Source organism: Streptomyces sp. NBC_01233 (assembly GCF_035989305.1).
Taxonomy (GTDB): Bacteria; Actinomycetota; Actinomycetes; order Streptomycetales; family Streptomycetaceae; genus Streptomyces.
The window spans coordinates 1,373,128-1,392,621 of sequence record NZ_CP108514.1; the positions used below are offsets into that span (position 1 = coordinate 1,373,128).

Consider the following 19,494-nt stretch of genomic DNA (forward strand, 5'->3'; position numbering starts at 1 on the left):
TGGCGAACTGATCGTCTACGGTGGGTCCAACGCTTCGACGAGGAGGGTCCGGCCATGAACGCCGCCAAGGAAACCGCCGTCTACACCCACGGCCACCACGAGTCGGTCCTGCGCTCGCACCGCTGGCGCACCGCCGAGAACTCCGCCGCGTACCTGATCGGCGAGCTGCGCCCGGGGATGTCCGTACTGGACGTGGGCTGCGGCCCGGGCACGATCACCGCGGACCTGGCGGAGCTGGTCGCGCCGGGCGGCCGGGTCACCGCGGTCGACGCGGCACAGGACGTGGTCGAACAGGCCCGGGCGCACGCGGCGGAGCGCGGGTTGAGCGGTATCGGGTTCGGCACGGCGGACGTCCACGCCCTGGACTTCCCGGACGACTCCTTCGACGTGGTCCACGCCCACCAGGTGCTCCAGCACGTGGGCGACCCGGTGCAGGCGCTGCGCGAGATGCGGCGTGTGTGCCGGCCGGGCGGGGTCGTGGCGGCGCGCGACGCCGACTACGCGGCGATGACCTGGTACCCGGCCACGCCGGGCCTGGACGACTGGCTGAGCCTGTACCGGCGCGTCGCCCGCGCGAACGGCGGCGAGCCGGACGCGGGACGCCGGCTGCGGGCGTGGGCCCGGGAGGCCGGCTTCACGGACGTGACCTCGTCGGCGACGGCCTGGTGCTTCGCCACCCCGGAGGAGGCCGCGTGGTGGTCGGCGCTGTGGGCCGACCGTACGACGGCCTCCGAGTACGCCGCCATCGCCACCGGCGGCGGCCACGCGACCGGCTCCGACCTGGCCGCCGCCGCGGAGGCCTGGCGCGTGTGGGGTGCGGCCCCCGACGCCTGGTTCTCGGTCCTGAACGGCGAAATCCTCTGCCGGGCCTGATCTCCGAAGCCTCGCGCGGCGCCGCTTCCCGGGGCTCCGCCCCGGACCCCGCGCCTCAAACGCCGGCGAGGCTGAAATGGCCGGGGCCGCGCAATTCCAGCCCCGCCGGCGCGCGGGCGGCTACAGGGGTGGCCGCATCCGGAAGTCGTACCGCGCCGGCAGCGGGCGGTCGGTGAGGGCGGACCAGACTTCGGAGAGGGTCTCCTCGCCCTCCCTGAGGTCCGGGATTTCGAAGCCGTCCTCGAAGACCCGCCGCGCCGCGGCCACATGGCCCTCCGCCGCCAGCAGCCGCGCGGCGAGGAGCCGGAAGCGGCCCTGTTCCCGCAGGGCCGGCCGGAGCCGGTCCCAGACCCGGCGGGCCTCCGGGAGGCGGCCGGCGGCCAGCAGGGCCGTCATCGCCTCGCAGCCCAGCGCGGCCTCCGCCGGGGCCCACGCCTCGCCGCCGCGGCTCTCCACCGCCAGGTCCTCGAAGGCCGCCGCGTAGCCGTTCGCGGCCCGCGCCGGATCCCCGGCCAGCGCGTCAGCCACCGCCAGGCACCGGAGCAGCGGCCACCGCGAGGGCGCCAGCGCCAGGCCGCGCTCCCAGCTCCGTACGGCCTGCGCCACGTCCCCGGCGTGCCACTGGGCCACGCCCAGGTGGTACTCGGTCAGCGGATCGGCCGGGGCCGTCTCCAGCATGTCCCGCCAGTGCGCGGCGACCAGGCTCGGGCCCGGCGGGACCACCCGCCGCGGGGCGGGGAGGACGCCCGTGCGCCACAGCTCCAGCCACGGGGCCTGTTCCTCGCCGAGGGTGGACTCCCCGAAGGGGGTGCCCGGCAGTTTGAAGCCCCCGCACATCACCTCCAGCGCACCCCAGCCGGAGCCCTCCGCGAGCCGTTCGCCCGGTTCGGTGTCGGCGCACCCGCGCCACGCCTTGTACGCCGCCTCCACCCGCTCCGCCGGGAGCGCCCGTGCCAGCGCGTGCTCGGCCGCGCCGCGCGCCGCCGCCCAGTCGGCCCCGTGCACCGCGGCGGAATCCGCGGCCAGCGGCCCGTACGCCTCCAGCCAGCTGAACTCCCCGCCGCCCTCCAGCCGTACGTGCTCCAGCTGGGTGCGGGCCAGCCCGGCCTGGATCTCCGCGTAGCCGCCCGTGCCCGGCTCGGTGAGCCACTCCTGCCAGCGCCGGCCGCCGCCGCCCGCGCCCCAGACGAACAGCTTGCGCCCGCGCAGCCGCCCGGTGGAGGTCTGAGCGAGCCCCTGCCCGGCCGCGTCCAGCGAGGCGATCCAGGGTCTGGCCCCGGGCTCGACCTCGTAGAAGAAGTCGGCCGGGTACGCGCTGCGCAGCGGGTACGTGCGGTCCGCGCCCTCCCACTCCGGTACGGGGATGCGGCGCATCGCGCGCTCGTACCCGAAGTGCCAGGCCTCGTCGGCGGGGGCGAGCACGCGGGTTCCCTCGTCCTCGGGGACGGCGATGTTGGACCACCAGTACACGGGCGCGGGCCGCTCGTGCGGGTTGCGCACGCGCACGCCGACGTAGAGGAACTCCGACTCCGCGGGCAGCCACAGGTCCACTTGGAAGGGCAGGTCGCGCAGGCGTTCCCACTCCCACAGCCGGACCATCACGCCCCCGTCCGGGGCGGGGACGAGCGCGGCGTGCAGCGGGGCGCAGGAGAGGGCGGTGTGGCCGGTCGCGCCGATGTTCCACTCGATGCCGCCGGAGAACCAGGCCCCGTTCAGCGCGAAGTTGGCGGGCTGGAACACCGGGTTGCGGTAGAGCAGTTCGCGTCCCGTCGGCAGGTGCACGAGCGAGTGGACGCGCCCGCCCAGCTCCGGGAGCACGGTGACCCTCAGGTGCTCGTTCTCGATGACGATCGACTCGAACTCCCGCTCCGACCGCTCCCGCCGGTACCCGTCCCGGATCCGGACGGGCAGCAGGGACCGCAGCGGCTCGTACCCGATCTGCCGGGCCATGTCGCGCGGCAGCCCGTCGCGCGACCGGTCGTCCAGCGCGTGCACGCCGTCGGGCGCGCGCAGGGCGGGCAGTGGGTTCTCGGCGCCCAACGGGGCGGCGGGAAGGGTCAGTGCGGCGCGGCGGACGGTGGTGGCCATGAGGAAATGGAACACGCCCCGGCGGCCGGTGCACAGGGGTTCCGCGGATCACCACCGGTCAGGATTACGCAAAGGCCGTCGTGTGGCCCTACCGGAAGGCACCCGCGACCAGATCGGCCAGCAGTGCGCCCGCACGCCCGTCCGGGTCCAGGTCCGGGTCGTAGATGGTGACGTTGATCCCGACGCACCGCGGCGAACGCACCAGCACGCCGAGCAGTTCGGCGAGTTCGTCGGGGACCAGCCCGCCGGGATCGGGGCTGTCCACGGCCGGCATGACGGCCGGGTCCAGCACGTCGGCGTCCAGGTGCACCCAGAATCCCGCGGTGTCCGGCGGGTGCAGCCCTTCCAGCGCCGCCCGCGCCACCGGTCCGGCCCCGCGCTCGCGGATCTCCCCGACGGTGGCCGCGGAGATGCCGGCCGCGTGCAGCTCTGCGAGGTCCGGGTCCCCGTCCCGCAGGCCGAAGAGCCGTACGTCCTCGTCCCGCAGGTAGGGGGCCCGCCCTTCCAGGTCGGCGAGACCGGCCTGGCCGCGACCGGTGGAGAGGGCGAGTTCCTCGCCGCCGGCCGCGCCGACGGGCCCGTTCACCGCCTCGTTGCCGGGGTGGCGGAAGTCGGCGGATCCGTCGATCGCGGCCAGTCCGTACCGGCCGATCCGGCGCATGGCGAGGGCGGCGCCCAGCTGGATCGAGCAGTCGCCGCCGAGGACCACGGGGAACTCCCCGGCGCGCAGGTGGCGTTCGATCCGGTCGGCGAGCGTGACGGTGTACGCGGCGAGGGCTTCGGCGTGGAACACGCCGTCGCCCTCCCGCCAGTCGCCGCGGTCGTAGCGCGGCGGGACCACCACCCCGCCCTCGCGTGCGCCGAGGCGGGCGAGGAGGCCCTGTTCGCGCAGGGCCCCGGCGAGTTTGTAGACGCCGGGCACGGTGCCGGGCGCGGGCGGGCGCAGGCCGAGGTTGGACGGGGCGTCGAGCAGCACGAGGGTTCGCATGCCCTCATCCTGTGCGATGGGCCCCCTCGGGGGGCGGCATTTCGGCGGTGACCGCCCAGCGCTCGTGGTCGCGCCAGGCCCCGTCGACGTACAGGAAGTCGGGGGAGAGTCCTTCCAGCCGGAAGCCGACGCCCCGCACGAGGGCGATCGAAGCGGTGTTGCCCGGCTGGATGTTGGCCTCCAGGCGGTGCAGTCCGAGGCCGTCGGCGGGCCGGGGGGCGAAGGCGTGGGCGAGGACCAGCCCGAGGGCTTCGCGGAACAGGCCCCGCCCCGCGGCGTGCGCGAAGGCCCCGTAGCCGAGGGCCCCGCACTGGAAGGCCCCGCGCACGATGTTGTTGACGTTGACGAAGCCGGCGATGGCCCCGGTCTCCCGCTCGCAGACGAGGAACCCGGCGCGGCCCTCGCCGTCGATCAGCCGGGCCGCGTAGGGCTCGTACTCCTCGATGGTGGCGGGCGGGGCCAGCCACGGGTGGTGGAGCTCGCGGCTCTCGTGCGCGCGTGCGGTGAACTCGGGCCCGTCGGCGAGCCGGAAGGGGCGCAGGGCCACGCGCTCGCCCTCCCGGAGGTAGCTCGAAAAGGTCATCGCCCCAGGCTAGGCCTGTGACACCATCATCGGCGTGATCAAGGACGAGACGAGCACGACGCTGCGCCTGGCCGCGCTGAACAACGCCGTGTGGTGCGATGCGGTGTGCGGGGCGCACGGCCTGTCGCCGCAGTACGACGACGACGCGTACGTGTGGCTGAGCACGAGCCGGACCCCGCCGCTGTATCCCGATGCGGTGACCCTGGACGCGCACGTCGCGGCGCAGTCCGTCCTCCAGTGGATCGACACGGACTCCCCCGGCTGCTCGGTGAAGGACAGCTTCGCCTGCCTGGACCTGGCCGGGGACGGATTCGAGGTGCTGTTCGAGGCGCAGTGGATCCACCGCCCGGCGGGGGCTCCGGTTCCGGAGGCGGCCTCGTCCGGCCTGGAGTGGTCCGAGGTGACCGGCGCCGGGGAGCTGGCGGACTGGGAGGCCGCCTGGGACGGCGAGGAGAGCAACGGGCTGTTCCGGCCGTCCCTGCTCCGCGAGGGCATCGCCTTCCTCGCGGGCCGAGCCGCCGGGGACGCCGGGGGCCGGATCGTCGCCGGGGCGGTCGCGAGCACCGGCGGCGGCGTGGTGGGCGTCTCCAACCTGTTCGCCCGTGACGGCGCTTCGGCCGACGCGGCCTGGGCGGGCGCCCTCACCGCGATCGCCGCCCGCCGGCCGGACCTGGACGTCGTCGGCTACGAGGGCGGGGCGGACCTGGACGCCGCGGTCCGCAGCGGTTTCACCGCCATCGGCCCGCTGCGGGTCTGGCTGCGCACGAGCGGGCGGACCCACTACCTGCGGCGCAGGCCCGAATAGCACGGCGGGCCCGCGGCTTTGCGCGTCGTGATCAACTTCGATCAGACTGTGTGACATGGCATCGCATCAGACGAGTGGGCTCATCGGCGCCGCATTCGGAGTCTTCTTCGTCCAGGCGAACGCCGCAGCCCTGCCACCGGCCGTCGCCGTTCCCCTGCGCCTCCTCGCGATAGCCGCGTTCATCCGGCTGTTCATCGCGCTGCGCCGCTCCCGCGTGCCCTCAGCGGCCACCGGCGGCACGGCTCCGAGGCGCTTCGGGCGGGGCTACCTCATCGTCGTGGCCGCCGAGGTGGCCGCCGTCGCGGCCGGCCTCTTCGTCATCAACCGCCTTCTGCACGCCCCGCAGGCCACGGTCGGCTGGATCGCCCTGGTCGTCGGCCTGCACTTCTTCGGTCTCGCGGCGGTCTGGCGCATGCCGTCGCTCCGGCTGCCGGCGGCCGCGATGTCCGCCTGTGGCGCCGTCGGCCTGGTACTGGCCGCCTGCGGCTGCTCCACGGCCGTCATCGCGGCGGTCGCGGGCATCGCCCCGGGCGCCCTGCTGCTCGGCTCCGTCCGGTGGAGCGTGCGGACCGCGCCCGGGCCCGCCGGCAGCCCCGCCTGACCGGCCGCTCAGGCCTCCAGCGCCAGCCGGGGAACGTCGGTCCGCTCGATGCCGAAGACCTGTGCGTACAGCGACAGTTCGGCCTCCAGCGCCCGGACCATGGTGTCCGCCCGGCGGAAGCCGTGGCCCTCGCCCGCGAAGGCCACGTATGCGTGCGGCACCGGCGCGTGGGGCGCCGGCCGGTCCCTCAGGGCTGCGAGGAAGCGCTCCGCCTGGGCCGGCGGGCAGACCTCGTCGTCCAGGCCCTGGAGCAGGACGAACGGCGCCGTGATCCGGTCGGCGCGGGCCACCGGGGAGCGCTCGCTGCAGAGCACGGTGAGGGTCTGCGGCGGCCCGGCCAGGCTCTCGACGTAGCGGGACTCCAGGTCGTGGGTCTCCTCCGCGAAGCCCAGCAGGTCCAGCACCGGGTAGATGATCGCGGCGCAGGCGTACACGTCGGTGGCGGCCAGCGACGCCGCCGCCGTCCAGCCGCCCGCACTGCCCCCGCGGATGGCGAGCCGGGCGGCGTCGGCGGTGCCCTCGGCGGCCAGCGCCCGCGCCACCGCCGCGCAGTCCTCCACGTCCACCACGCCCCACTGCCCGCGCAGCCGCTCCCGGTAGGCACGGCCGTAGCCGGTGGACCCGCCGTAGTTGACCTCGACCACGCCGATGCCGCGCGAGGTGAAGTACGCGATGTGCAGGTCGAGTACGGGCGGCACGTGGTCGGTGGGCCCGCCGTGCGCCCACACCACGTACGGGGGCAGTTCGTCGGCGGGTGCCCGGCAGGCGGGGTGGTGCGGCGGGTAGACGTGCGCGTGGATCTGGCGGTTGTCGGGGCCGAGGAAGGTGCGGCTCTGCGGCTCCGGATAGTAGGACGGGTCCACCGGGTCCACGCCCTGCGCGCCGATCACCCGGGCGTGCCCGGTCGCGGTGTCCAGCTCGACGACCTCGTACGCGCTGCGCGGGCTGGCGGCGACCCCGTAGACGCGGGTGCCGTGCACGGCGAGCGTCGGCTGCCAGGCCGTCCACGGCCCGGCCGCGTCGACCAGGTCGCCGCTGTCGGCGTCCAGGATGCCGAGCACCGGGGAACCCTGGCCGTGCAGGACGGCGACGAGCCCTCCCCCGGCATGTTCGGCCCGGGCGGCGCCATCGGGCAGGGGGGCGAGCCAGCGCAGCCCGGGTTTCCACAGCGGGCCGCCGAACTCCTCCTCCCTGGGGCACAGGTTGACGGCCGCGCCGGTCTCCGGGTCCACCCGGTACGGGTTCCACCAGCCGCCGCGGTCGCTCACCGCGAGGAGGGTTCCGCCGGCCGTCCAGTCCACCTGGGCCACGGATTCCCCGGGGCCGCCGAGCACGGTCCGGACCCCGCTCAGCCGTCCGTCCGCGGTGACCTCGGCCAGTTTCAGTTCGGTGCCGTCCCAGGGCATCCGGGGGTGGTCCCACACCAGCCAGGCCGCGCGTCGGCCGTCCGGGGAGAGCCGGGGGCCGGTGGTGAACCGGTGCCGGCCGTCCGTCAACTCCCGTACCGCCGAGCGGTCTTCCGCCGCCGATCCGTCGAGCGGTACGGCGGCCAGCACCCGGCGCACATCGGTCGGCGCGGGCCCGGTGAACTCCTCCAGCACGCACCAGACCTCGCCGCCGCGCAGCACCGGATCGGCCCAGCGCAGTCCGCCGCCGGTCCCGGACAGGGGGGTGAGGGGCCGCGGCGCCGGGCCGCCGGGCGCGTCGGGCTCGTACGCGTACAGCCGCTGGTCGGCGAAGTGGACGAAGACCAGCAATGGCCCGCCGGCGGGCCGTTCCGCCCCGGCCCAGGGCAGCCCGCCGTACTCGGTGACCCGGCTGCGCACGTTCCACGGGGCGGGCAGCTCGGTGAACTCGGCGCCCCCGTCGGCGAGTCGGCGGCGGACCAGGGTACGGCGGCCGGCCTCGCGCGGCCGGGGCTCGGTCCACCACACTTCGGGGCCGACCGTGCCGACGTACTCGGGCCGTCCGTCGAGCGCGGCGGCGAGCGCGGCCTCGATGGGCGAGGGCCAGCTTCCGTACGGCAGGGTCGGCGCCGCCATCACCGGGCCCCGCTCACAGGGACCGCAGCGCGTGGTCGAGGACGCGGACACCGAAGTGCAGGGCTTCGACGGGGACCCGCTCGTCCACGCCGTGGAAGAGGGCCCAGTAGTCGAAGCCGGGCGGCAGCTTCAGCGGGGAGAAGCCGTAGCCGGTGATGCCGAGGCGGGAGAACTGCTTGGCGTCGGTGCCGCCCGCCATGCAGAAGGGCACCACGTGCCCGTCCGGGTCGAACCGCTCGACGGACTCGCGCAGGATCCCGAACGTCCGCCCGTCCACGGGGGCCTGGAGGGAGACCTCCCGGTGGTGGAACTCCCACTGCACGTCGGGGCCGGTCAGCTCGTTCAAGGTGGCGGTGAACTCGGCTTCGCCGCCCGGCACCGTCCGCCCGTCCACGTAGGCGGTGGCGTGTTCGGGGACCACGTTGAGCTTGTAACCGGCGCTCAGCATGGTCGGGTTGGCGCTGTTGCGCACGGTCGCCTCCAGCAGGGTGGCGGCCGGGCCGAGCTTGCCGAGGACCGTGTCGAGGTCGAAGCCGGGCCGGCGCGGGTCGACCGACAGGTCCTGCAGGGCCGCGAGTTCGGTGATGCAGGCGGTGACGGTGTCGGTGGGCCGGACCGGCCACTCGTACTCGCCGATCCGTGCCACGGCGGCGGCGAGGCGGCTGACCGCGTTGGCCTTGTTGGGCTTGGAGCCGTGCCCTGCGGTGCCGCGCGCGGTCAGCTTCAGCCAGGCCGTGCCCCGTTCGCCGGCGGCGATGGGGTAGAGGGCCCGGCCGCCGGGGCCGGTGTGCACGGTGAAGGCGCCGGACTCGCTGATGCCCTCCGTGCAGCCCTCGAAGAGGTGCGGGTGCTGGTCCGCCAGGAAGCCCGATCCGTCGACCGCGCTGTCCTCCTCGTCGGCGGTGTAGGCGATCACGATGTCCCGCCGCGGCTTCACTCCGGCGCGCGCCCAGGACCGTACGACGGCCAGCACCATCGCGTCCATGTTCTTCATGTCGACGGCGCCGCGCCCCCACACCACGCCGTCTCGGATCTCGCCGGAGAAGGGGTCCACGGTCCAGTCGGCGGCCTCGGCGGGCACGACGTCGAGGTGGCCGTGGACGAGGAGGGCCTCGGCGGTGGGATCGGTGCCCTCGATCCGGGCGACGACGTTGGTGCGGCCCGGGGTGCGCTCCAGCAGGACCGGTTCCAGGCCGGCAGCGGCGAGCCGCTCGGCGACGTATTCGGCAGCGGGGCGCTCCCGGCAGTCGCCGCCGCCCCGGTTGCTGGTGTCGATCCGGATGAGGCCCGAGGTGAACTCGACGGCCTCGTCGAGGGCCGCTTCGTCAACGGCGCCGCCGGCCTCGGCGAGTACCCCGTCATTGATTGCGTGCATGTCAGCCATACTGCTCCTCCACGGCCGCCGAGACGACCGTCGTGACCGCCTTGAAGGCGCGGATCCCCCCGTACATCGTCTCGCTGGTGTACGCGACCCTGCGCTCCCCGCACCGCTCCACGCCCGGGACCACCGTCGCGGCCATGGCCAGGTGCTCGGCGTCGAATTCCAGCTCCACGGCGAACGGGCCGGCGCCGACCGGCTCGTACCGCACGGCCAGGGCGGCCGCCTCCTTGGCCGCGGCCCGGATGTCGGCGGCGGTGCGGGCGGGGGTCCGGCAGACGGCGGCGTAGCGCGAGACGTGGTCCTTGACCGCGACGGTCACCGCGTCCGGGGCGTAGCCGGCCGCGTCGACGCAGGTCAGGTCGTCGCCGGTGACGAGGACGACGGGGACGCCGTACTCGGCGACGACGTGTGCGTTGAGCAGCCCCTCGCTGGCGCGCACCTCGTTGACCCAGACCCCGGTGATGGAGTTGGCGAGGTAGGTGTGGGCGAGGACGCCCTCGGTGCCGGCGCCCGTGTGGTAGCCGACGAAGGCGATGCCGTCGACGTCGCCGTGCTGGACGCCCTCGACCATGGAGAGGGTCTTGTGGCGGCCGGTGAGCATCTCCGCGCGGGCGTCGAGCCGCTCCAGCAGCAGATTGCGCATGGTCCAGTGCGCCTCGTTGATGACGACCTGGTCGGCGCCGCCGTCGTAGAAGCCGAGCACGGCGGCGTTGACGTCGGAGGTGAACATCGACCGGCAGCGCTCCCACTGCGGGGTGCCGGGCAGCACGTCGGCGGGCCAGGTGACGCCGGTGGCGCCTTCCATGTCGGCGGAGATGAGGATCTTCATCGGGCCCCCGTGCGGTCGGATGCGCAGGGCCCCACACTAACCGCCGCGCCCCTCCCCGGCCCGGGGCCACGCCCGGCTCCCGCGGGCCGGTTCAGTTCACCCGATCCGGTGAGGCCGCATGCCCGGCCCCACCGGCAACGGCCGGGCTCAGGCCTCGACTTCGGCGGCCAGCTTCTCCAGCACGCTGTCGTAGATGCGGCCGAGGCCCCTGGGCGCGAAGGTGCGCTCGAAGAAGCCGCCGATGCCGCCGGCGCCGTTCCAGACGGTGGTGACGACGGCCTTGGACTTGCCCTCGCCGGCCGGGGTGACCACCCAGGTCGTGACCATGGAGGAGTTGCGGTCCTTCTCCACGAGCTGTCCGTCGGTGGGCTCGGTGACCTCGAGCAGGCAGTCGCGCACGCGCTTGCTGGTGGCCTGGAGCTTCCAGTGCACGAGGGTGCCCTCGCCGTCGCCGCCCTCGCGCACCTCGTACTCGCTGAAGTGCTCGGGCAGCAGCTTGCTCCGGGTTCCGCTGTAGTCCGCCAGCGTGTCGAAGACCGTCTCCGCGTCGGCTTCGATGATGCGCTCCGTGGTGGCCTCGACCTGCGCCATGCCTGTTCCTCCAGCAGTTGTGTCCGCTCGTCACGGCGAAGCCAACCACCTCCGGGGCGGGGGCCCAAATCCGGGTCAGACGTGACAGCGGACGGACACGAGCAGGGTGTCGGCGGGCAGCCCGGCGAGATAGGCCTCGCCCGCGCCCGGTTCCTGCAAGTACGGCGGCGTGCGGGGACAGCTCGCGGGGTCGTCGCAGGCACCGTGGACGGGATCGCAGCCCTCCTCGCACCACCAGCCGTCGAGCGTCAGCACGTTGCCGTGACTGACCGCCTGGTCGGCGCGGAAGGCGAGGAATTCCTCCCGGCTGCGCCCGCCGGCCATCCTGAGAGGGTCGTCCTCGCCGCGGAGGCCGCCACCGCGCCGACCAGCGGATATCCCGGCCCGCACGATCATGGGAACGTTTGTTCTATTCTCTCGGCAGAGCCAGCACGGGAGGCGCACCATGCGCTGGGAGAACCTGACCGAGGGCACCGCGGGCCCGGCCGCACTCTTCGGGGCCGACGCCGTCGTGACGCGGACCTTCGACACCCCCGAATTCCGCGGGATCACCTTCCACGAGGTGCGGGCCCGGTCGATCGTCAACCGGGTGCCCGGGGCCTCGCGCATGCCGTTCGAATGGACCGTGAACCCCTACCGGGGGTGCAGCCACGCCTGTGTGTACTGCTTCGCCCGCAAGACGCACAGCCACCTCGACCTCGACACCGGACTCGGCTTCGACTCGCAGATCGTCGTCAAGACCAACGCCCCCGAACTGCTGCGCCGCGAGCTCGGCTCGCCCCGCTGGAGCGGCACCCACATCGCCATGGGCACCAACGTCGACTGCTACCAGCGCTCCGAAGGCCGCTACCGGCTGATGCCCGCATCATCGAGGCCCTGCGCGACCACGCCAACCCCTTCTCGATCCTCACCAAGGGCATGCTGATCCTGCGCGACCTCCCCCTCCTGCGGGAGGCCGCCGAGCTCACCAAGGTCGGGATCTCCGTCTCCGTCGGCTTCACCGACACCTCGCTGTGGCGGACCGTCGAGCCCGGCACGCCGTCCCCCGCCGCCCGGCTGGGCGCCGTACGGACCCTCACGGACGCCGGCATCGAGTGCGGGGTGCTGATGGCACCGGTGATCCCCTTCCTCGGGGACCGCCCGGAGCAGCTGCGGGCCACCGTCCGCGCCGTCGCCGAGTCCGGGGCGACCTCCGTGACACCCCTGGTACTCCATCTGCGCCCCGGCGCCCGCGAGTGGTTCACGGCCTGGCTGGGCGAGCACCATCCGCACCTCGTGGAGCGGTACGAGCGGATGTACGCGGGCGGCTCGTACGCCCCCACCTGGTACCAGCGCCGGATCACCCGCCAAGTCCACGAACTCGCGGCCGAATTCGGCATCGGGCCGTCCCGTCGCGGCGAGGCCCGCCGGATCGTGACACCCGGGCGTCCGGCCGCGGAGGCTCCCGCCCGGGCCACCCAGCTCACCCTGCTCTGACCTCGGACGGCCTCTGAAGGCTCATCACATCGGGCCAATGAGCAGCCAAATCCCGCCTTCCAGGCATGGTTTCCGGGACGATTCCGCCCAGAACCCTCGGCTGGGAGGCCCCATGCTGCACCCCTTGAAGAAGCGCGCCGCTGTCCTGCTGTCGATCGCCACCGTCGCCACCGCCCTCGCGAGCCCGGTCACGGCGGCCCCCGCGGCGGAGCGGGCCGCCGCGCTGCGGTGGACCGGCTGCGCGACCCCGCGCTATCCCACCTTGCAGTGTGCCTCCCTCAAGGTCCCCCTCGACCACGCCAGGCCCGCCGGACGCCAGATCTCCCTCGCCCTGACCCGGGTCCCCCACACCGCCGCGACCTCCCAGGGCCCGCTGCTGGTCAACCCGGGCGGGCCGGGCGGCAGCGGCCGCAGCCTGGCCGGATTCATCGCCTCCGCCCTCCCCAAGGACGTGGCCGCGCAGTACGACGTGATCGGCTTCGACCCCCGGGGCGTCGGCAAGAGCGAGCCCGCCCTCGACTGCGGGGCCGGCCACTTCGCCCCCGTCCGGCCGGACTCCGTACCCCGCGACGCGGCGACCGAGCGGGCCAACCTGGAGCGCGTGCAGGCCTTCGCCGAGTCCTGCCGGGCCAAGCACGCGGACGTGCTGCCGCACATCGACACCGTGTCGGCGGCGCGGGACATCGAGCTGCTGCGCGCCGCCCTCGGCGCCCAGCGGATCAGCTACTTCGGCTACTCGTACGGGACCTACCTGGGCGCGGTGTACGCCAAGCTCCACCCGGGCCGGGTGCACCGGCTCGTCCTGGACTCCGTGGTCGACCCGGGCGGGGTCTGGTACGAGGACAACCTGGCCCAGGACCGGGCCTTCGACGCCCGCCACAAGGCGTTCCTGGCCTGGGTGGCCGCGCACGACGCGACGTACGGGCTCGGCACCCACGCGGCGGCGGTCGAGGAGCGCTGGTACGCGATGCGGGAGGCGGTGCGGGAGACCCCGGCGGGCGGCAGGGTGGGTGCGGCCGAGCTGGAGGACACCTACATGCCGGGCGGCTACTACAACGGCTACTGGCCGAACCTCGCCGAGGCCTTCGCGGCCTACGCGGTGAAGCAGGACCCGAAGCCGCTGGTGGCGGCCTACGAGCGGTTCGGCGCGGTGGAGCCCTCCGCGGGCAACGGCTACAGCGTCTACACGGCGGTGCAGTGCCGGGACTCGGCCTGGCCGAGGGACTGGAACCAGTGGCGCGCGGACATGTGGCGCACCCACGCCGAGGCCCCGTTCATGACCTGGAACAACGCCTGGTACAACGCACCGTGCGCGTTCTGGCCGACGGAGGCGCTGCAGGCCCCGGACGTGACCAACGCGGATCTGCCGCCCGCCCTCCTCCTCCAGGCGACGGAGGACGCCGCGACCCCGTTCGGGGGTGCGCTCAGCATGCGGGACAAGCTGAAGGGCTCGGCCCTGGTCGTGGAGGAGGGCGGCGGCAACCACGGCATCGCGCTGAGCGGCAACAAGTGCCTGGACGAGAAGGTGTCGGCGTACCTGAGGACGGGGCGGGCCGCGGACGCCACCTGCCCCGCCCAGGCGGCCCCGAAGCCGGCCGCGGCGACCCGCGCGGTCCCGCCCTCGGCGGGCGGCGCGGCCCTGCACGGCCTGCTCGGCTTCCGGGGCTGAGCGGCCCGCCGGCCGGCCGGTGGGCCGGCCGGCGCCGGTCCCGTCAGGCGAGCGCGCGCAGCGCGGCCGTGGCCGCCACCGCGAGGCGGGGGTGGGACTGGGCGCGGGTGAGGAGTTCGCGCGCGCGGGGGTCGGCGAGGGCCCCGAGCCCCTCCACGCAGGCCAGGGCCACCCGCCAGTACGGGTCGTTCGGGGACAGCAGCCGCGACAGGGTGGTCAGCAGGGCCGGTACGGACTCGGGGGCGCGCAGGGCGGTGAGCAGCCGGACGGGCTGGAGCGCGTAGGCCGTGCGCAGGCCGTTGGTGGCGAGGGCCGCCGCCGCGCGGGCGGTGCGCGGGTCGTCCAGGACGGCCAGCGCCTCGGCGGCGGCCGCGCAGCGGGGCGGGTCACGGTGGTTGAGGAGGAGGACGAGGGATTCGAAGGCCCGGCGGTCGCCCGCGAGGCCCAGCCGGTACGCGGCCAGTTCGCGGGCCCACAGCGGCAGCCCGGCGGAGGTCAGGGAGGCCGCCAGGCCGTCGGGGCCGGCCGTGAGCAGCACCTCGTACTCGGGGGACTGCCCCGCCTCCGCCCGCAGGCGCTCCAGCACGTCGTTCACGCGGCCACCCTAGGCCGACGCGGGGGTCGCCACGCCGGGTTCCGGGAGATCGGCGGAGGCGGGTTGATCGATGATCGATGATCGGTACATTTGGGCGGTACAGGTCACATCTCCGCGCTCTGGCGGACCAGTTACCGGCGAGTTACTGTTCTGACAACACGTACGAGGGCGGCCTGGTGACGCAGCCGCCTCGTGCCGGTCGGTTCTTTCTCGCACGGCGTGACCCCGGGACAGGGTTCCGCCGCTTCCACCCTCCGGGCTGCCTTCCCTCTGGGCCCTCCCGCCGGGTTCCCTCCCCTTGGGCCCTCTGCCTCGGGGTTCTTCACCGCACGGCATTCCGTACGACCCTCCGCACGGCTTTCCGTACGGCACCCGCGCGCTGTGCGCCGCGCGTCCCCCAGTCGTCACCCTCTTCCACTGGAGTCCCTCGATGGACCGTCAGTCCAGTCACCCCACCCTCCAGACCATCGCCGTCGTCGGCCTCGGCACGATGGGCACCGGCATCGCCGAGGTCCTCGCCCGGGCCGGCCGCGAGGTCATCGGCATCGACGTCAGCGAGACCGCCGCCCGCCGGGCCGCGGCCGCCCTCGCGTCGGCCACCGCGCGCTCCGTCACCCGGGAGCGCCTCACCGAGCAGGAGCGGGCGGACGTGCTCGCCCGCTTCCGCACCTTCACCGACCTGGCCGCCGCCGCCGAGGCCGACCTCGTGATCGAGGTCGTGCCCGAGTCGTACGAGGTCAAGCAGCAGGTGTTCCGCGAGCTCGACGCGATCGTGCGCCCCGACACCATCCTGGCCACGGGCACCAACGCCCTCTCCGTGACCCGGATGGCCGCCGAGTCCCAGCGCCCCGAGCGCGTGCTGGGCCTGCACTTCTTCAACCCGGCCCCGGCGATGAAGCTGGTCGAGGTCGTCTCCTGCGTCCTCACCGCCCCGCCGGCCGTGGAGGCGGTCACCGAGCTGGCCCGCGAGCTCGGCAAGGAGCCCGTCGCGGTCGGCGACCGGCCCGGTTTCGTCGCCGACGGCCTGCTCTTCGGCTACCTCAACCAGGCCGCCGCCATGTACGAGGCGAACTACGCCTCCCGCGAGGACATCGACGCGGCGATGCGGCTCGGCTGCGGTCTGCCCATGGGCCCGCTCGCGCTGCTCGACCTGATCGGCGTGGACACCGCCCGTACCGTCCTGGAGGCCATGTACGCCTCCTCCGGCGACCGGCTGCACGCCCCGGCCCCGATCCTCGGGCAGCTCGCCGCCGCGGGCCTGACCGGGCAGAAGTCGGGCCGCGGCTTCTACACCTACGAGGCGGCCGGCAGCTCCACCGTCGTGCGCGACCTCCAGACCCCGCTGGACGGGTCCCTGCTCGGTGCGGGCCGTCCGGTCGCCTCGGTCGGCGTGGCCGGCTCCGGCACCATGGCGAGCGGGATCGCCCAGGTCTTCGCCCAGGCCGGGTACGACGTGGTGCTGGCCGCCCGCAGCCAGGAGAAGGCGGACGCGGCGAAAGCCGCCATCGGCAAGTCCTTGGGCCGTGCGGTGTCCAAGGGCCGGCTGACGCAGGAGGCCGCGGACCAGACCCTGGACCGGATCACCCCGGCCGGTTCGCTGGACGCCTTCGCCGAGGTGGACCTGGCCGTGGAGGCCGTCGCCGAGGACCTGGCGGTCAAGCAGGAGCTGTTCGCCACCCTGGACAAGGTCTGCAAGCCGGGTGCGGTGCTGGCCACCACCACCTCCTCGCTGCCGGTGATCGCGATCGCCCGCGTGACCTCGCGCCCGCAGGACGTGATCGGCATGCACTTCTTCAACCCGGCGCCGGCGATGAAGCTGGTCGAGGTGGTCCGGACCGTCCTGACCGCCGACGACGTGCACGCCACGGTCCGCGAGATCTGCGTGAAGGTGCGCAAGCACCCGGTGGACTGCGGGGACCGGGCCGGCTTCATCGTGAACGCGCTGCTGTTCCCGTACCTCAACAACGCGATCAAGATGGTCGAGCAGCACTACGCCGGCATCGACCAGATCGACGCGGCGATGAAGCTCGGCGGCGGCTACCCGATGGGGCCGTTCGAGCTCCTCGACGTGGTCGGCCTCGACGTCTCCCTGGCCATCGAGAAGGTCCTCCACAAGGAGTTCCGCGACCCCGGCCTGGCCCCGTCCCCGCTGCTGGAGCACCTGGTGGCGGCGGGCTGCCTGGGCCGGAAGACCGGCCGCGGATTCCGTGAGTACGCCCGCCGGTAACCGGTCGGGCCACGAGCCGGATGCGTGGGGAGGGCTGCTCGGGTCCGCCGGACCCTCACGGCGGACTGACCCTCCCGAGCCCAGTGCGGGCTCTCCCCCGCATCCACCCCTCTCCTACCCCCCGCAGGCGCGCTCCCCTGCGCGAATGAAGTACTTTCGCTCTATGTCCCAGCCCGCCAAGACCTCGCCCCGCGCCGCCACGGCCTCCGACACCCCGGAGAGCCCGGCCGGCACCAAGGCGGCCGCCCAGCGGCTCAAGATGCGCCGCGAGCTCGCCGCCGCGGCCATGGAGCTCTTCGCGACCAAGGGGTACGAGGCGACGACGGTCGACGAGATCGCCGCGACCGCCGGGGTGGCGCGCCGGACCTTCTTCCGGCACTTCCGGTCCAAGGAAGAGGCGATCTTCCCGGACCACGACGACACCCTGACCCGCGCCGAGGCCGTCCTCGAGGTGGCCCCGGCGCACGAGCACCCGCTCGACACGGTGTGCCGCGGGATCAAGGAAGTCATGAAGATGTACGCCGCCTCCCCCGCGGTGTCGGTGGAGCGCTACCGGCTGACCCGCGAGGTGCCGGCGCTGCGGGAGCGGGAGATCGCCTCCGTGGCCCGGTACGAGCGGCTGTTCACCCGCTACCTGCTGGCCCACTTCGACGAGCACGACCACCACGACGGCAACGACGACCCGCTGCTGGCCGAGGTGGCCGCCTCGGCGGTGGTCACCGCCCACAACCACGTGCTGCGGCGCTGGCTGCGGGCCGGCGGCCAGGGGGACGTGGAGGCGGAGCTGGACCACGCCTTCTCGATCGTCCGGAAGACCTTCGGTTCGGGGATCGGCGCGGGCCGCACCCTGGGCTCCGTGCCGGCCGCCCCCGCGGCGGTCCGCACGGAGGGCGAGGTGCTGGTCGCGGTGGCCCGCACGGACGCTCCGCTGGACGAGGTCATGCGGACCATCGAAGAGGCACTGCGCAACAAGTAGTGGTCACTCCCCCAGCTACCGCTGGGGGTGCCCCCGGTCACAGCGGCCGCTCCCGTTCCGGGGGCGGCCGCTTTTGTATGTCCGGCTTGCCCCTACTCTCGGGTAACTTTGATCGATCATCGCTCATCGGTGCAGGTCAATCGGCAAATGAGAGAAAGTTTTGGCACGCAGTGCCTTGCCGGGTGACACGGGGTGCCATACGTTGAAGACGTCCGGATGTCCCCGCGACCCGTGCCCACACCGCACGGAACGCGCCCCGGATTGCCTGCGTCACCAGGCACCGCACGCCTCACCACGGGCGTCGCCCAGCACCACCGCACCAGCCGGACCGACGGCACACCACACCTGCACCACGCACCCCGTTTACCTCAGCGCACCCTCATCAGCGCTAGCCGGAGGCTCTACCGTGAAGGACATCCTGGACGCGATTCAGTCGCAGTCCGCCACCGCCGCAGACTTCGCAGCCCTGCCGCTGCCCGACTCCTACCGTGCGATCACCGTGCACAAGGACGAGACGGAGATGTTCGCGGGGCTGACGACGCGCGAGAAGGACCCGCGCAAGTCCATTCACCTGGACAACGTCCCGGTGCCGGAGCTGGGCCCGGGCGAGGCCCTCGTCGCCGTCATGGCCTCGTCGGTCAACTACAACTCCGTGTGGACCTCGATCTTCGAGCCGGTCTCCACCTTCAGCTTCCTGGAGCGCTACGGGCGCCTGTCGGAGCTGACCAAGCGCCACGACCTCCCGTACCACATCATCGGCTCCGACCTCGCGGGCGTCGTGCTGCGCACCGGCCCCGGCGTCAACGCCTGGAAGCCGGGCGACGAGGTCGTCGCGCACTGCCTCTCGGTCGAGCTGGAGTCCTCCGACGGCCACAACGACACGATGCTCGACCCCGAGCAGCGCATCTGGGGCTTCGAGACGAACTTCGGCGGCCTGGCGGAGATCGCCCTGGTCAAGTCGAACCAGCTGATGCCGAAGCCCGACCACCTCAGCTGGGAGGAGGCGGCCTCCCCCGGTCTGGTCAACTCCACCGCGTACCGCCAGCTGGTCTCCCGCAACGGCGCCGGCATGAAGCAGGGCGACAACGTCCTGATCTGGGGCGCGAGCGGCGGGCTCGGCTCGTACGCCACCCAGTTCGCCCTCGCCGGCGGCGCCAACCCCATCTGCGTGGTCTCCAGCCCCGAGAAGGCGGCCATCTGCCGCGCGATGGGCGCCGAGGCGGTCATCGACCGCAACGCCGAGGGCTACAAGTTCTGGAAGGACGAGCACACCCAGGACCCGAAGGAGTGGAAGCGCTTCGGCAAGCGCATCCGCGAGCTGACCGGCGGCGAGGACGTGGACATCGTCTTCGAGCACCCGGGCCGCGAGACCTTCGGCGCGAGCGTCTACGTCACCCGCAAGGGCGGCACGATCGTCACCTGCGCCTCGACCTCCGGCTACACCCACGAGTACGACAACCGCTACCTGTGGATGTCCCTCAAGCGGATCGTCGGCTCGCACTTCGCGAACTACCGCGAGGCCTGGGAGGCCAACCGCCTGGTCGCCAAGGGCAAGATCCACCCCACCCTGTCGAAGGTCTACTCCCTCGAGGAGACCGGCCAGGCCGCCTACGACGTCCACCGCAACCTCCACCAGGGCAAGGTCGGCGTCCTCGCGCTGGCCCCCGAGGAGGGCCTCGGCGTCCGCGACCACGAGATGCGCGCCCAGCACCTCGACGCGATCAACCGCTTCCGCAACGTCTGAGTCGGCTCAAAGGCCATAAGGATCGC

General features: G+C 73.7%; 16 protein-coding genes and 1 pseudogene. 8 read left to right on the forward strand and 9 right to left on the reverse strand.

Features of this window, described 5'->3' with window-relative positions; translation table 11 throughout:
• Positions 1 to 54: 54 nt before the first annotated feature.
• Entirely contained in the window at positions 55 to 873 is an 819-nt protein-coding gene (locus tag OG332_RS06735; protein ID WP_327412584.1) for a methyltransferase domain-containing protein, read from the forward strand.
• Positions 874 to 993: 120 nt separating this feature from the next.
• Here the strand turns inward: OG332_RS06735 and OG332_RS06740 are convergent, their stop codons facing one another.
• From OG332_RS06740 to OG332_RS06750, 3 genes are all read right to left on the reverse strand, one after another.
• A complete protein-coding gene (locus OG332_RS06740) occupies positions 994 to 2,961 on the reverse strand; it encodes a DUF5107 domain-containing protein (protein ID WP_327412585.1) in 1,968 nt (655 codons plus the stop codon).
• 88 nt (positions 2,962 to 3,049) lie between these two features.
• Complete coding sequence (locus tag OG332_RS06745) at positions 3,050 to 3,949, reverse strand: arginase family protein (RefSeq protein ID WP_327412586.1); 900 nt, start codon at positions 3,947 to 3,949, stop codon at positions 3,050 to 3,052.
• A 4-nt stretch (positions 3,950 to 3,953) separates the two neighbouring features.
• Positions 3,954 to 4,532 carry a GNAT family N-acetyltransferase gene (locus OG332_RS06750; RefSeq protein WP_327412587.1) on the reverse strand — a complete coding sequence of 193 codons (579 nt, stop codon included), beginning with the start codon at positions 4,530 to 4,532 and terminating at the stop codon, positions 3,954 to 3,956.
• A gap of 34 nt (positions 4,533 to 4,566) precedes the next feature.
• On the opposite strand from OG332_RS06750, the gene OG332_RS06755 reads away from it, so the two are divergent.
• Together OG332_RS06755 and OG332_RS06760 are read left to right on the forward strand one after the other, a co-directional pair.
• Positions 4,567 to 5,337 (forward strand): hypothetical protein, encoded by a 771-nt coding sequence (locus OG332_RS06755; RefSeq protein ID WP_327412588.1) that lies wholly within the window; start codon positions 4,567 to 4,569, stop codon positions 5,335 to 5,337.
• 55 nt (positions 5,338 to 5,392) lie between these two features.
• Positions 5,393 to 5,938: a hypothetical protein gene (locus OG332_RS06760; RefSeq protein WP_327412589.1), complete on the forward strand. Its 546-nt coding sequence runs from the start codon at positions 5,393 to 5,395 to the stop codon at positions 5,936 to 5,938.
• An 8-nt stretch (positions 5,939 to 5,946) separates the two neighbouring features.
• On the opposite strand, the gene OG332_RS06765 is transcribed toward OG332_RS06760, so the two are convergent.
• The 5 genes from OG332_RS06765 to OG332_RS06785 form a co-directional block, all read right to left on the reverse strand.
• Entirely contained in the window at positions 5,947 to 7,980 is a 2,034-nt protein-coding gene (locus OG332_RS06765; protein ID WP_327412590.1) for a prolyl oligopeptidase family serine peptidase, read from the reverse strand.
• 13 nt (positions 7,981 to 7,993) lie between these two features.
• Complete coding sequence (locus OG332_RS06770; RefSeq protein ID WP_327412591.1) at positions 7,994 to 9,355, reverse strand: M20/M25/M40 family metallo-hydrolase; 1,362 nt, start codon at positions 9,353 to 9,355, stop codon at positions 7,994 to 7,996.
• Between the two features lies 1 nt (position 9,356).
• Complete coding sequence (locus OG332_RS06775; RefSeq protein ID WP_327412592.1) at positions 9,357 to 10,190, reverse strand: M55 family metallopeptidase; 834 nt, start codon at positions 10,188 to 10,190, stop codon at positions 9,357 to 9,359.
• Positions 10,191 to 10,337: 147 nt separating this feature from the next.
• Positions 10,338 to 10,781, reverse strand: coding sequence for an SRPBCC family protein (locus tag OG332_RS06780; RefSeq protein WP_327412593.1), 444 nt, complete (start codon positions 10,779 to 10,781; stop codon positions 10,338 to 10,340).
• A gap of 75 nt (positions 10,782 to 10,856) precedes the next feature.
• Complete coding sequence (locus OG332_RS06785) at positions 10,857 to 11,105, reverse strand: hypothetical protein (protein ID WP_327412594.1); 249 nt, start codon at positions 11,103 to 11,105, stop codon at positions 10,857 to 10,859.
• Between the two features lie 121 nt (positions 11,106 to 11,226).
• Between OG332_RS06785 and OG332_RS06790 the strand changes: the two are divergent.
• Together OG332_RS06790 and OG332_RS06795 are read left to right on the forward strand one after the other, a co-directional pair.
• Positions 11,227 to 12,257, forward strand: a pseudogene (locus tag OG332_RS06790) (Rv2578c family radical SAM protein).
• 112 nt (positions 12,258 to 12,369) lie between these two features.
• On the forward strand, positions 12,370 to 13,926 hold the full coding sequence (locus OG332_RS06795) for an alpha/beta hydrolase (protein WP_327412595.1): 1,557 nt from the start codon (positions 12,370 to 12,372) through the stop codon (positions 13,924 to 13,926).
• Between the two features lie 43 nt (positions 13,927 to 13,969).
• On the opposite strand, the gene OG332_RS06800 is transcribed toward OG332_RS06795, so the two are convergent.
• Positions 13,970 to 14,521: an adenylosuccinate lyase gene (locus OG332_RS06800; protein ID WP_327412596.1), complete on the reverse strand. Its 552-nt coding sequence runs from the start codon at positions 14,519 to 14,521 to the stop codon at positions 13,970 to 13,972.
• A 430-nt stretch (positions 14,522 to 14,951) separates the two neighbouring features.
• Between OG332_RS06800 and OG332_RS06805 the strand changes: the two genes are divergently transcribed.
• The 3 genes from OG332_RS06805 (at position 14,952) to ccrA (ending at position 19,468) form a co-directional block, all read left to right on the forward strand.
• Positions 14,952 to 16,748, forward strand: a complete 1,797-nt coding sequence (locus tag OG332_RS06805) for a 3-hydroxyacyl-CoA dehydrogenase family protein (RefSeq protein ID WP_327412597.1) — start codon at positions 14,952 to 14,954, stop codon at positions 16,746 to 16,748.
• 163 nt (positions 16,749 to 16,911) lie between these two features.
• Positions 16,912 to 17,724, forward strand: coding sequence for a TetR family transcriptional regulator (locus OG332_RS06810; RefSeq protein ID WP_327412598.1), 813 nt, complete (start codon positions 16,912 to 16,914; stop codon positions 17,722 to 17,724).
• Positions 17,725 to 18,130: 406 nt separating this feature from the next.
• Positions 18,131 to 19,468, forward strand: coding sequence for a crotonyl-CoA carboxylase/reductase (ccrA, locus tag OG332_RS06815; RefSeq protein WP_327412599.1), 1,338 nt, complete (start codon positions 18,131 to 18,133; stop codon positions 19,466 to 19,468).
• Positions 19,469 to 19,494 lie beyond the last annotated feature (26 nt).

What these genes read in the sequence shown, in the direction of transcription:
- OG332_RS06735 (WP_327412584.1), top strand. Translation starts at nt 55, where the DNA reads ATGAACGCCGCCAAGGAAACCGCCGTCTACACCCACGGCCACCACGAG.
- OG332_RS06740 (WP_327412585.1), bottom strand. Translation starts at nt 2,961, where the DNA reads ATGGCCACCACCGTCCGCCGCGCCGCACTGACCCTTCCCGCCGCCCCG.
- OG332_RS06745 (WP_327412586.1), bottom strand. Translation starts at nt 3,949, where the DNA reads ATGCGAACCCTCGTGCTGCTCGACGCCCCGTCCAACCTCGGCCTGCGC.
- OG332_RS06750 (WP_327412587.1), bottom strand. Translation starts at nt 4,532, where the DNA reads ATGACCTTTTCGAGCTACCTCCGGGAGGGCGAGCGCGTGGCCCTGCGC.
- OG332_RS06760 (WP_327412589.1), top strand. Translation starts at nt 5,393, where the DNA reads ATGGCATCGCATCAGACGAGTGGGCTCATCGGCGCCGCATTCGGAGTC.
- OG332_RS06765 (WP_327412590.1), bottom strand. Translation starts at nt 7,980, where the DNA reads ATGGCGGCGCCGACCCTGCCGTACGGAAGCTGGCCCTCGCCCATCGAG.
- OG332_RS06770 (WP_327412591.1), bottom strand. Translation starts at nt 9,355, where the DNA reads ATGCACGCAATCAATGACGGGGTACTCGCCGAGGCCGGCGGCGCCGTT.
- OG332_RS06775 (WP_327412592.1), bottom strand. Translation starts at nt 10,190, where the DNA reads ATGAAGATCCTCATCTCCGCCGACATGGAAGGCGCCACCGGCGTCACC.
- OG332_RS06780 (WP_327412593.1), bottom strand. Translation starts at nt 10,781, where the DNA reads ATGGCGCAGGTCGAGGCCACCACGGAGCGCATCATCGAAGCCGACGCG.
- OG332_RS06785 (WP_327412594.1), bottom strand. Translation starts at nt 11,105, where the DNA reads ATGGCCGGCGGGCGCAGCCGGGAGGAATTCCTCGCCTTCCGCGCCGAC.
- OG332_RS06795 (WP_327412595.1), top strand. Translation starts at nt 12,370, where the DNA reads ATGCTGCACCCCTTGAAGAAGCGCGCCGCTGTCCTGCTGTCGATCGCC.
- OG332_RS06805 (WP_327412597.1), top strand. Translation starts at nt 14,952, where the DNA reads ATGGACCGTCAGTCCAGTCACCCCACCCTCCAGACCATCGCCGTCGTC.
- OG332_RS06810 (WP_327412598.1), top strand. Translation starts at nt 16,912, where the DNA reads ATGTCCCAGCCCGCCAAGACCTCGCCCCGCGCCGCCACGGCCTCCGAC.